At 62.3% G+C, this 10259-nt stretch carries 15 protein-coding genes; 12 read left to right on the top strand and 3 right to left on the bottom strand.

Annotated features, from left to right (window positions below; all coding sequences use genetic code 11):
- Positions 1 to 31 precede the first annotated feature (31 nt).
- The 7 genes from ACOZK4_RS19565 (at position 32) to ACOZK4_RS19595 (ending at position 6258) form a co-directional block, all read left to right on the top strand.
- Positions 32 to 1036, top strand: a complete 1005-nt coding sequence (locus ACOZK4_RS19565; protein ID WP_421593321.1) for an ABC transporter permease subunit — start codon at positions 32 to 34, stop codon at positions 1034 to 1036.
- A gap of 11 nt (positions 1037 to 1047) precedes the next feature.
- A complete protein-coding gene (locus ACOZK4_RS19570; RefSeq protein WP_421593323.1) occupies positions 1048 to 1935 on the top strand; it encodes an ABC transporter permease subunit in 888 nt (295 codons plus the stop codon).
- On the top strand, positions 1935 to 2789 hold the full coding sequence (locus tag ACOZK4_RS19575) for an ABC transporter ATP-binding protein (protein ID WP_313531167.1): 855 nt from the start codon (positions 1935 to 1937) through the stop codon (positions 2787 to 2789). Before ACOZK4_RS19570 ends, ACOZK4_RS19575 begins: the two co-directional genes overlap by 1 nt.
- On the top strand, positions 2786 to 3616 hold the full coding sequence (locus tag ACOZK4_RS19580) for a dipeptide ABC transporter ATP-binding protein (RefSeq protein WP_421593325.1): 831 nt from the start codon (positions 2786 to 2788) through the stop codon (positions 3614 to 3616). The genes ACOZK4_RS19575 and ACOZK4_RS19580 overlap by 4 nt, the downstream gene beginning before the upstream one ends.
- A gap of 11 nt (positions 3617 to 3627) precedes the next feature.
- The gene (locus tag ACOZK4_RS19585; protein ID WP_421593327.1) at positions 3628 to 4143 is read left to right on the top strand and encodes a gluconokinase; all 516 of its coding nucleotides are present in this window, start codon (positions 3628 to 3630) and stop codon (positions 4141 to 4143) included.
- Positions 4144 to 4153: 10 nt separating this feature from the next.
- Positions 4154 to 5794, top strand: coding sequence for a dihydroxyacetone kinase subunit DhaK (locus ACOZK4_RS19590; RefSeq protein WP_421593328.1), 1641 nt, complete (start codon positions 4154 to 4156; stop codon positions 5792 to 5794).
- 119 nt (positions 5795 to 5913) lie between these two features.
- Positions 5914 to 6258, top strand: a complete 345-nt coding sequence (locus ACOZK4_RS19595) for a RidA family protein (RefSeq protein ID WP_421593330.1) — start codon at positions 5914 to 5916, stop codon at positions 6256 to 6258.
- 52 nt (positions 6259 to 6310) lie between these two features.
- Here ACOZK4_RS19595 and ACOZK4_RS19600 read toward each other — a convergent pair whose 3' ends face one another.
- Positions 6311 to 7111, bottom strand: a complete 801-nt coding sequence (locus tag ACOZK4_RS19600; protein WP_313531158.1) for a response regulator — start codon at positions 7109 to 7111, stop codon at positions 6311 to 6313.
- A gap of 149 nt (positions 7112 to 7260) precedes the next feature.
- Here ACOZK4_RS19600 and ACOZK4_RS19605 point away from each other — a divergent pair, with 149 nt between their 5' ends.
- A complete protein-coding gene (locus tag ACOZK4_RS19605; protein WP_421593331.1) occupies positions 7261 to 7458 on the top strand; it encodes a NepR family anti-sigma factor in 198 nt (65 codons plus the stop codon).
- A 75-nt stretch (positions 7459 to 7533) separates the two neighbouring features.
- Here the strand turns inward: ACOZK4_RS19605 and ACOZK4_RS19610 are convergent, their stop codons facing one another.
- Together ACOZK4_RS19610 and ACOZK4_RS19615 are read right to left on the bottom strand one after the other, a co-directional pair.
- Entirely contained in the window at positions 7534 to 7794 is a 261-nt protein-coding gene (locus ACOZK4_RS19610; RefSeq protein ID WP_421593333.1) for a YMGG-like glycine zipper-containing protein, read from the bottom strand.
- 131 nt (positions 7795 to 7925) lie between these two features.
- Positions 7926 to 8081 (bottom strand): DUF3309 family protein, encoded by a 156-nt coding sequence (locus ACOZK4_RS19615; protein ID WP_298103954.1) that lies wholly within the window; start codon positions 8079 to 8081, stop codon positions 7926 to 7928.
- Positions 8082 to 8257: 176 nt separating this feature from the next.
- Between ACOZK4_RS19615 and ACOZK4_RS19620 the strand changes: the two genes are divergently transcribed.
- The 4 genes from ACOZK4_RS19620 (at position 8258) to ACOZK4_RS19635 (ending at position 9849) form a co-directional block, all read left to right on the top strand.
- The gene (locus ACOZK4_RS19620; protein ID WP_421593334.1) at positions 8258 to 8596 is read left to right on the top strand and encodes a hypothetical protein; all 339 of its coding nucleotides are present in this window, start codon (positions 8258 to 8260) and stop codon (positions 8594 to 8596) included.
- A gap of 80 nt (positions 8597 to 8676) precedes the next feature.
- Positions 8677 to 8874, top strand: a complete 198-nt coding sequence (locus ACOZK4_RS19625) for a CsbD family protein (RefSeq protein ID WP_421593335.1) — start codon at positions 8677 to 8679, stop codon at positions 8872 to 8874.
- A 172-nt stretch (positions 8875 to 9046) separates the two neighbouring features.
- Positions 9047 to 9214 carry a DUF1328 domain-containing protein gene (locus tag ACOZK4_RS19630; RefSeq protein ID WP_117368344.1) on the top strand — a complete coding sequence of 56 codons (168 nt, stop codon included), beginning with the start codon at positions 9047 to 9049 and terminating at the stop codon, positions 9212 to 9214.
- 134 nt (positions 9215 to 9348) lie between these two features.
- Positions 9349 to 9849: a TIGR00645 family protein gene (locus ACOZK4_RS19635; protein WP_421593336.1), complete on the top strand. Its 501-nt coding sequence runs from the start codon at positions 9349 to 9351 to the stop codon at positions 9847 to 9849.
- Positions 9850 to 10259: the final 410 nt, after the last annotated feature.

Genomic DNA, 10259 nt, shown 5'->3' on the forward strand with positions numbered 1-10259 from the left:
GGTTTTTCACAATAAGAAGGGATTGGCTCCCATGTTTCGCTTTATCTTCGGACGGCTCGCCGTCCTGATACCCACGTTCCTCGGGGTATCGATCATCGCGTTCTCCTTCATTCGACTTTTGCCGGGCGATCCGGTCATGCTGATGTCGGGCGAACGCGTCATGTCGCCGGAACGGCACACCGAGCTCATGCATCAGCTCGGCCTCGACCGGCCCATGTATATCCAGTATTTCGACTATCTGGCCGGCCTGCTCCAGGGCGATTTCGGCTCGTCGATCGTCACCAAGCGGCCGGTTCTGGATGACTTCGTCAACCTCTTCCCGGCCACGCTGGAACTGTCTCTCTGCGCCATCATCGTCGCCGTCGCGCTCGGCATTCCCGCCGGCGTGCTTGCCGCCGTCAAGCGGGGGACCTGGCTCGACCAGTCGATCATGGGCGTCGCGCTCATCGGCTATTCCATGCCGATCTTCTGGTGGGGCCTGCTGCTCATCATCTTCTTCTCCGGCTATCTCGGCTGGACGCCGGTCTCGGGACGCATCTCGCTGATGTATTTCTTCCCGCAGGTCACCGGCTTCATGCTGATCGACAGCCTGATCTCCGGGCAGGCCGGCGCCTTCAAATCGGCGCTGACCTATCTGATCCTGCCGACAGTGGTGCTTGCGACCATTCCGCTTGCGGTCATCGCGCGTCAGACCCGCTCGGCCATGCTCGAAGTGCTCGGCGAGGACTTCGTCCGCACCGCGCGCGCCAAGGGTCTTTCGCCGTTCCGCGTCATCGGCGTGCACGCGCTGCGCAACGCGATGATCCCGGTCATAACCACGATCGGCCTGCAGGTCGGCGTACTGCTCGCGGGCGCCATCCTTACCGAGACGATCTTCTCCTGGCCGGGCATCGGCAAGTGGATGGTCGATAGCGTCTTCAAGCGCGACTATGCCGTGGTGCAGGGTGGTCTGATGCTGATCGCCGCCGTCATCATGATCGTCAACCTCGTGGTCGACCTGCTTTACGGCTGGATCAACCCGCGGATCCGGCACTAGGAGGCGGTCCCGTGACAACTGTTCAAAACACCACGCCGCCTTCGGGCCTATACGAATTCTGGTTCTATTTCTCGCGCAACAAGGGCGCCGTCATCGGCCTGTTCATCTTCCTGGTGATCCTGATCGTCGCGGTCTTCGCGCCCTTCGTCGCGCCGCACAATCCGAGCGTCCAGGGCCGTGACGTGCTTCTCCTGCCGCCCGTCTTCTCCGAAGGCGGGACCTGGGGACACATCCTCGGCACCGACGCCGTCGGCCGCGACATCCTCTCGCGCCTGATCTACGGCGCGCGCTTCTCGCTCTTCATCGGTCTCGTCGTCGTGACGCTGTCGGTGGTTTCGGGCGTGCTGATCGGTCTCGTCGCCGGCTATTTCCGCGGCAAGGTCGATACGTTCATCATGCGCATCATGGATATCATCCTGGCGTTTCCCTCGCTGCTACTGGCCCTCGTGCTGGTGGCCGTGCTGGGGCCGGGCCTGGTCAACGCCATGATCGCCATCTCGCTCGTCAACCAGCCGCATTTCGTGCGCCTGACGCGTGCGGCCGTGATGACCGAGAAGTCCAAGGACTATGTCGTCGGCTCGAAGGTCGCGGGTGCCGGCACCATGCGCCTGATGTTCCTTACGATCCTGCCGAACTGCCTGGCACCGCTCATCGTTCAGGCGACGCTCGCCTTCTCGGCGGCGATCCTCGATGCGGCAGCCCTCGGCTTCCTCGGCATGGGCGCGCAGCCGCCGACGCCGGAATGGGGCACGATGCTCGCCGAAGCGCGCGAGTTCATCCAGCGTGCCTGGTGGGTCGTGACCTTCCCCGGCCTTGCCATCCTCATCACCGTGCTGGCCATCAACCTGATGGGTGACGGCCTGCGCGACGCCCTCGATCCCAAGCTGAAGAGGTCGTGATGTCGCTTCTCGAAATCAAAAACCTCACCGTCGAATTCCAGACGGCCTCCGGCCCCTTCCGGGCGGTGGATGGTGTGTCCCTCAAGGTCGACGAGGGCGAGGTTCTCGCCATCGTCGGTGAATCCGGCTCGGGCAAGTCCGTCTCCATGCTCGCCGCCATGGGCCTTCTGCCCTGGACGGCCAAGGTGACGGCCGATGTGCTGACCTTCAACGGCCGCGACATGAAGGCCATGTCCGATGCCGACCGGCGCAAGATCATCGGCAAGGATATCGCCATGATCTTCCAGGAGCCGGTTGCCAGCCTCAATCCGTGTTTCACCGTGGGCTTCCAGATCGAGGAAGTGCTGCGCATCCACACCGATCTCGGCCGCAAGGCGCGCCGCGACCGGGCGATCGAACTGTTCCAGCTGGTCGGTATTCCGAACCCGGAAGAACGCCTCGGCCACTTCCCGCACCAGATGTCGGGCGGCCAGTGCCAGCGCGTGATGATCGCGACTGCCCTTGCCTGCAATCCGAAGCTCCTGATTGCCGACGAGCCGACCACCGCGCTCGACGTGACGATCCAGAAGCAGATCCTCGACTTGCTGATGAAGCTCCAGGCCGAACACGGCATGGGCCTCATCATCATCACCCATGACATGGGCGTCGTTGCCGAGACTGCCGATCGCGTGATCGTGCAGTACAAGGGCCGGCAGATCGAGCAGGCCGATGTGCTGTCGCTCTTTTCCGAACCCAAGAGCGTCTATACCAAGGCGTTGCTTGCCGCCCTGCCGGAAAATGCCACCGGCGGCCGTCTGCCGACGATCACCGAAAAGCTGACCGACGCCGAGATTTTTGCGGGAGCCGTACGATGACCCCAGTTCTCGAAGCAAAGAACCTGAAGCGCGACTATCATATCCCCGGCAGCATGTTCAAAGCCGGCAAGACCGTGCACGCCGTCAAGGGCGTGAGTTTCAAAGTCGAGCAGGGCAAGACGCTCGCCATCGTCGGTGAATCCGGCTGCGGCAAGTCCACCCTTGCCCGCATGGTCACGATGATCGACCCGATTACCGAAGGTGAAATGCTGATCGACGGCCGCAAGGTCGATATCGCCAGCGAGCCGCTGACCTCCGAGATGCGCAGCAAGGTGCAGATCGTCTTCCAGAACCCCTATGGTTCGCTCAACCCGCGCAAGAAGATCGGCGACATCCTGACGGAACCGCTGGTCATCAACACGAAAATCCCGGCGGGCGAACGGCGCGACCACGCCATGGCGATCCTCAAGAAAGTGGGCCTCGAAGAGAAGCATTACGGGCGCTACCCGCATATGTTTTCCGGCGGCCAGCGCCAGCGCGTGGCGATCGCCCGCGCGCTGATGCTCAATCCGCGCCTTCTGGTGCTCGACGAGCCGGTCTCCGCGCTCGATCTTTCGGTGCAGGCCCAGGTGCTGAACCTGCTCGCCGACCTGCAGGACGAGTTCCAGCTGACCTATGTCTTCATCAGCCACGATCTCTCGGTCGTGCGCCACATCGCCGATGATGTGATGGTGATGTATTTCGGTGAGGCCGTGGAATATGGCAGCCGCGATCAGGTCTTCAATGATCCGCAGCACAGCTATACTAAAACCCTCTTTGCCGCGACGCCCCGCGTCGATGTGGACGCCATCCGCGCCCGCGTCGAGCGCCGCAAGCGCGTCGCCTGAGGTTTGACGCGATGACGAACGCGCGCGCGATCGTCGTCATGGGCGTTTCCGGTTGCGGCAAGACTTCGGTCGCCGAGGGCCTTGCCGCAACCCTTTCCGCCGCCTTCATCGAAGGCGACAGCCTGCACCCCGCCACGAATGTCGAGAAGATGTCGAAGGGCATCCCGCTTGACGACGCGGACCGCTGGCCCTGGCTCGACATTATCGGTCGCGCCCTTTCCGATGCGCTTGCGCAGGACAAAAGCATCGTCGTCTCCTGCTCGGCCCTCAAGAAATCCTACCGCGACCGCTTGCGCGCCGCCGCCGGCGGCAAGCTTGCCTTCGTCTTCCTGAAGGGCAGCCGCGAATTGCTGTTTGGCCGCATGACCTCCCGGCGCAATCATTTCATGCCGGCGAGCCTGCTCGACAGCCAGCTCGCGACGCTGGAAGACCCTTCGGGGGAGCCCGGCGTCATCGCGGTTGACATCGACGCGCCCATCGAGAGGATCGTGGCGGCCGCATTGCAGGGACTTGCGGCCCAGATATAGGGAGGCCGCCATGAAACATTTCCTCAACCGGCGCGAAGACATCGTCACCGAAGCGCTCGACGGCCTGCTGATGACGGCGCCCGAGGGTCAGTTGGCTCGGCTCGACACCTATCCCGACATCAAGGTCATCCTGCGCGCCGACTGGACGAAGGACCGTGTCGCAGTCGTCTCTGGCGGCGGGGCGGGGCACGAGCCCTCCCATGCCGGCTTCGTCGGCCGCGGCATGCTGACGGCCGCCGTTTCGGGTGAAATCTTCGCCTCGCCCAGCGTCGATGCCGTGCTGACGGCCATCCGTGCGGTGACGGGGGAGGCGGGCTGCCTGCTTGTCGTGAAGAACTATACCGGCGACCGGCTGAACTTCGGCCTGGCCGCCGAGCGCGCCCGTGCCGAAGGTTTCAAGGTGGAGATGGTCATCGTCGCCGACGACATCGCGCTGCCGGATCTGCCGCAGCCGCGCGGTATCGCCGGCACGCTCTTCGTGCACAAGATCGCAGGCCATCTGGCCGAGACGGGCGAAAATCTAGAAGCCGTCGCCACCGCCGCCCGCGCCGCGGCCGGCGACATCATTTCGCTTGGCATATCGCTCTCCTCCTGCTCGATCCCCGGTCAGGCGTATGAAGAGCGGCTCGGTCCCGACGAAGGCGAACTCGGTCTCGGCATTCACGGCGAGCCCGGTGTCGAGCGTATCGCCATCGACAGTGCCCGCTCTCTGGTGGCGACCATGGCGGAACGGCTCGCCGGCCACATGGCGGGGGAGGGCAACTATGCGCTTCTCATCAACAATCTCGGCGCCGTGCCGCCGCTCGAAATGGGCGTGGTCACGAACGCGGTCCTGTCCTCACCGCTGGCCAGCCGTATCCGCCTGGTTATCGGCCCCGCGCCGCTGATGACCGCGCTCAACATGAACGGCTTCTCACTCTCTCTCATCAAGCTCGATCCAAGCCGCGAAAGGGCGCTCCGCGCCGCCGTTGCGACGCACGCGTGGGTGTCGCCCGTCGAGCCAAAGTCCATCACCATCCTGCCGCGTCCCACGTCCGTCATTGCCGAAGCACCGGCGGCCAGCGCCGATGCTGGCACGGAAAGCGCCATCCGCACGGTCTGCGCCACCCTTGTCGCCCTTGAAGCGGACCTCAATCGCCTGGACGCCCGCGCTGGCGATGGCGATACGGGCTCGACGGCGGCTGCCGGCGCTCGCAGCATCGAAAGCCGTCTCGCCATCCTGCCGCTTGCCGATCTCGCGGCGACATTCGGCCTGATCGGCGCAACACTCGGCACCAGCATGGGCGGTTCCAGCGGCGTCCTGCTGTCGATCTTCTTCACCGCCGCGGGACAGACCCTCTCCAGCGGCGTTCCGGTGGCCGAAGCGCTGCTCGCCGGCCTCGACCGCATGACCTTCTATGGCGGCGCAAAACCGGGAGACCGCACGATGATCGATGCGCTCGATCCCGCCCTGCGCGCCCTTGCCGCCGGTTCGCTTTCCGATGCGGCAAAGGCGGCGCGAACGGGGGCGGATGCCACGAAGCGCATGACCAAGGCCAAGGCCGGCCGTGCGGCCTATATCGGCGAACGCGATCTGGAGGGTGTGTCCGATCCGGGTGCGGAAGCCGTGGCCGCGGTCTTCGAGGCTTTGGCAGTACCTCGTCCAGCGTGAATCGCGGCATAATCCGCACCTTGCCACTGGCGCCCGGCGGCTCCGCCCCCTATAGACGACGGGCCTGCGGCTTCGCCCGCGGGTTTCCCGAGAGATTTTCGACCTGACAGGAACGACACATGGACATCAAACGCTTTGAAACCGGCGCCCGCATGAGCGGCGCCGTCGTGCACAATGGCACCGTATATCTGGCTGGTCAGGTTGGTCAGGCCGGCTCCGACGTCACCGAGCAGACCAAGCAGGCTCTGGCCGAAGTCGATCGTCTGCTGGCGCTCGCCGGCACGGACAAGACCCGCATCCTTTCCACCCAGATCTGGCTCGCCGACATGGTGGACTTCCCGAAGATGAACGCCGTCTGGGACGCCTGGGTGCCGCAGGGCCACACGCCCGCCCGCGCCACCGGTGAATCCAAGCTCGCGACGCCGGATTATCTGGTTGAAGTCATCGTCGTTGCCGCGCTCTAAGCCGCGACCGACTGGACAGATGAAAAGGCCCGCTTTCGCGGGCCTTTTTGCGTTATGCGGATTTGGCGAGCCGCGCCTGTTCGTCGAAGAACAGCGCCTGGCTGATCAGCGCCTTCACCATGTCGGGATTGAACGGCTTGGTGACGAGGAAGGCCGGTTCCGGCTTTTCGCCGGTCAGCAGACGCTCGGGGAAGGCGGTGATGAAGATCACCGGGATCGTGCTGTTCTTCAGGATATCGTTGACCGCGTCGATGCCCGAGGAGCCATCGGCAAGCTGGATATCGGCGAGCACCATGCGCGGCGCGGTGCGATGGTAGAGTTCGACCGCCTCCGAATGGGTGCGCGCGATGCCCGTCACATTATGGCCGAGGCCCTTGACCATGTCCTCGATGTCCATGGCGATCAGCGGCTCGTCCTCGATGATCATGATGTCGGTCGCGACCTGGCTGGAAATATCGCGCGAGGCTTCGTCGAGCAGTTCGGCGAAGCGCTCTTCCGAAACGTCGAGAATGTCGGCAGCCTCGGCCATGTCGAAACCTTCGACGGCGACCAGCAGGAACGCCTTGCGCTCGGCCGGCGGTAGGTTGGCGAGGTTTGCGGCGGCCTGGCGCTCCCAGCCGAACGGCGAGGTGTTTTCCGGCAGCGTCACGTCAAGGTTCTCGAAGAGCGTGCAATAGAGCCGGTAGAGGGCGATCCGGTCGCTGCGATCCTGAGGGTAAATCGAAATATCGGCGACGAGCGCTTCTAGCATGGCGGCCACATACGCGTCACCGGACGTCTGGGATCCCGTGACGGCACGGGAAAAACGCCTGAGATAGGCGAGATGCGGTGCGATACGGGTGGAAAGTGACATGAAGTTCTCCCTGAATATGTTCCGCATCGGAACCGTTTCCGCTAGAGTTCATTGTGCGGAAACCTATTGGTAGCATGCTAAGTCTGACTTGCTATTGGGAATCTTGGGCAAAAGGAAGATAGCGGTCGGCAGGCAATGGAAACAAGACCATGATCGAGCCCAGTAAAGACAAGAGACGTGGCAGCGGCAACACCCCCGCCAAGGCTGCCTTCGACCCGAACGGACCGGTCGGCCGCAAGCTGAAATCCTTCTACGACGTCATCGAGACCGAGCCTGTTCCCAATCGATTGCTCGACCTCTTGGAAAAGCTCGACGAGGCCGAACGAAAAGCCAACGGCGGTTCCTGAAAGCATTTCTCTTTTCCTGTCCAAGACACGACGAAACGGGCCGCGAGGCCCGTTTCGGTTTCTGCGCCATGCCGGTTAGCGGCAACGGGCTTCGTAGCGGTGGCCACGGCGATCGCGGTAGACGCAGTAGCCGTCCCGGTCCGAGCGGGCGATGAGATAGCCCGCAGCGCCACCGATGGCGGCACCCGCCAGTGCGCCGCCGGCGCGCCCGGTCACGGCGCCGCCGATGATTGCGCCCGAGGCCGCACCGATCGCTGTGCCGCGCTCGGTCTGGCTGCAGGCTGTGAGCGTCACGGTGGACGCAACGAGGGCTAGCGCGATGATGGTGTTCTTCATGGTTCCGGCTCCTGGCTGGTTATGGAGCATTTCCAGCCGAAGCGATGTCGCTTCGGTGTCGGATAATGCGGTTAAAACAAAATTTTAGGGCATTTTCGATGAACCGGCGTTCATCGAAAATGCCCTGGCGATCAGATTCGTCCCATGAGGACGAGAATGAGAAGGATCACGACGATCAGGCCAAGCCCGCCCGACGGGCCATAACCCCAGCCGCGGCTGTATCCCCAGTTCGGCAAGGCGCCGACCAGAAGAAGGATCAGGATGATGAGGAGAATGGTGCCGAGCATCTGCGCTTCCTTTCACGTCCGCTTCGCAATCGAGCGATGGGCCGATAACGGGGAGAAGGCAATTTTGTTCCCGAAAATGTGACGGCCGGCCATTGTCGTCCGCCGGAACCTTTTTGTGCGCCGCTCCATTTCCCGGCCAATGATGAATGCCAATCTGATGGATGATGGAGAGTGAAATGGAACACATTGCCGCATTCATGCTTCTCATCGGCTGCAACGCCGGCAGCCTGTCCTGCGAAGAGCTTCCAGCACCGCAAGTGGCTTTCGAATCCATGGAGGAATGCGTCGGCGCCCTGCCGGTCGCCCTTGGCGGGGCCGGTGCCAAGGGACGCATCGTGCATGCCCGTTGTGCTGCAATCGATCCGGCCTGGGTGGAAGAAGATATCGAGATCAGCTGGCGCATGAGCCGCGAAAAGGGTCTTGAAGTCGATATCCGTGAAATCACGCCCCCGGCGGATGGCCTGCTTGTCGCTGAAAACGTGCATCCGGCGCTGGGCGTTGCTCGGGCGCACTGAAAAATCCCGGAACTTTTCCGGCCGCAAAAGATTTCCTTATCGTCAACGCCACGCGTTCAACGAACAGAAAGGACAGCGACATGAATTGGGACATCATCGAAGGCAAGTGGACCGAATACAAGGGCAAGGCCCAGGCACAGTGGGGCAAGCTCACTGATGACGACCTCGATGTGATCAACGGTCGCCGGGTCGAGCTCTCGGGCAAGATCCAGCAGCGTTACGGCCTCGCCAAGGAGGAGGCCGAGCGGCAGATCGACGAGTGGGAGCGCCGCCACTAGGCTGGCTGCTGACCACGTTGGTCTCCGTTCATGCCGCCGCAGCCGAAAGGCCGCGGCGGCATCGTTTTGTGAAGAAGAAAAAGCGGATTCAATGTGTTTCTTTAAAGCAAGAGCGCCGGAACCTTTTTCACAGCCGGTCGTTTCTCCAGCGATATAAAGAAGGAGTTCGAAAATGCTCTACTATGCTGTGGTCTTTCTCGTCATCGCTCTCGTCGCCGGCCTGCTCGGCTTCGGTGGCATCGCCGGCGCATCCGCCGGTATCGCGCAGATCCTGTTCTTCGTCTTCCTGGCCCTTCTGGTCCTGTCGCTCGTCGCGGGCCTGTTCCGCCGGGCGCGATAATAACGGTTGCATCCTTTGAAGGAGGGCGGTGTCTCAAGGCGCCGTCCTTTTTACTGTGCGCCGCTTGGTCTTGCGGCCTTCATGGGCATTGGTTAATCACCCCTTGACTAGCCGAATCCTCTGGAGCCCTCTCGATGAAATCCCTCGAACTCCTCGTCGAACGCATCATCCTGTCGAGCCGATGGATCCTCGTGGTCTTCTATCTCGGCCTCGTCGCCGCGCTCGCCGTCTATGCCGTTTCCTTCCTCTACAAGTTCATCAAGGTGGCGAAGAACGTCTTCGCCTATGACGATGCCCAGATGATCCTTGCCATGCTGGGGCTGATCGATGCCGCGCTGGTCGCCAGCCTCATCCTCATGGTGATGATCGCCGGCTACGAGAACTTCGTCAGCCGCTTCGATGAAGCGGAGAAGGATGTCTCCTTCCTCGGCAAGCTCGATTCCGGCAGCCTGAAGATCAAGGTCGCCTCCTCGATCGTCGCGATCTCGTCGATCCACCTGCTTCAGGTCTTCCTGAACGTGCAGCAATATACCGACGGCCGCCTGATGTGGCTGACGCTGATGCACCTCGCCTTTGTGGTTTCCGCCGTGCTGCTCGGTTTCCTGGAGCAGATCATGGGTAAGCTGAAGGGCTGATCCTGCGCGTGAAAGCGAAGAGGGGAGGGCGCCGCGGATATCCGTCGGCGCCCTTTTTGTTTGGCCTGGAGTCAAGCGAAAGATCGCCGATGTCCCCGACATTCTCCTTATGCACCGGCCCGTTTTGATGTTTTCACGGTAGTGGGAAAGGGGTGCGGTACATGTGTACCGCATGGCAGGCGTTTCGTGCGATGATTTCCTGGCTTCAGGGGATGTTTCGGGTGGTCAAAGATAGAGTCACTCAAAATCCCCTATAAATTTCAATAACTTGTCGATTTTTGCTATTTTTATGAAAAGGGGTGTTGACGGATTGGGTAAGGGGGGCCTATAACCCGGCCATCGAACGAGAGCGGCGGCGCTTCTGGCGGCCGACGAACTCGCTCTAAGGTTTCCTGATGGAGCTGGTGAGA

This window comes from Shinella sp. M27 (assembly GCF_049199905.1).
GTDB lineage: Bacteria > Pseudomonadota > Alphaproteobacteria > Rhizobiales > Rhizobiaceae > Shinella.

Coding starts and splice junctions, on each gene's coding strand:
- ACOZK4_RS19565 (WP_421593321.1), top strand. CDS start 32: ATGTTTCGCTTTATCTTCGGACGGCTCGCCGTCCTGATACCCACGTTC.
- ACOZK4_RS19575 (WP_313531167.1), top strand. CDS start 1,935: ATGTCGCTTCTCGAAATCAAAAACCTCACCGTCGAATTCCAGACGGCC.
- ACOZK4_RS19580 (WP_421593325.1), top strand. CDS start 2,786: ATGACCCCAGTTCTCGAAGCAAAGAACCTGAAGCGCGACTATCATATC.
- ACOZK4_RS19585 (WP_421593327.1), top strand. CDS start 3,628: ATGACGAACGCGCGCGCGATCGTCGTCATGGGCGTTTCCGGTTGCGGC.
- ACOZK4_RS19590 (WP_421593328.1), top strand. CDS start 4,154: ATGAAACATTTCCTCAACCGGCGCGAAGACATCGTCACCGAAGCGCTC.
- ACOZK4_RS19595 (WP_421593330.1), top strand. CDS start 5,914: ATGGACATCAAACGCTTTGAAACCGGCGCCCGCATGAGCGGCGCCGTC.
- ACOZK4_RS19600 (WP_313531158.1), bottom strand. CDS start 7,111: ATGTCACTTTCCACCCGTATCGCACCGCATCTCGCCTATCTCAGGCGT.
- ACOZK4_RS19605 (WP_421593331.1), top strand. CDS start 7,261: ATGATCGAGCCCAGTAAAGACAAGAGACGTGGCAGCGGCAACACCCCC.
- ACOZK4_RS19610 (WP_421593333.1), bottom strand. CDS start 7,794: ATGAAGAACACCATCATCGCGCTAGCCCTCGTTGCGTCCACCGTGACG.
- ACOZK4_RS19615 (WP_298103954.1), bottom strand. CDS start 8,081: ATGCTCGGCACCATTCTCCTCATCATCCTGATCCTTCTTCTGGTCGGC.
- ACOZK4_RS19620 (WP_421593334.1), top strand. CDS start 8,258: ATGGAACACATTGCCGCATTCATGCTTCTCATCGGCTGCAACGCCGGC.
- ACOZK4_RS19625 (WP_421593335.1), top strand. CDS start 8,677: ATGAATTGGGACATCATCGAAGGCAAGTGGACCGAATACAAGGGCAAG.
- ACOZK4_RS19630 (WP_117368344.1), top strand. CDS start 9,047: ATGCTCTACTATGCTGTGGTCTTTCTCGTCATCGCTCTCGTCGCCGGC.
- ACOZK4_RS19635 (WP_421593336.1), top strand. CDS start 9,349: ATGAAATCCCTCGAACTCCTCGTCGAACGCATCATCCTGTCGAGCCGA.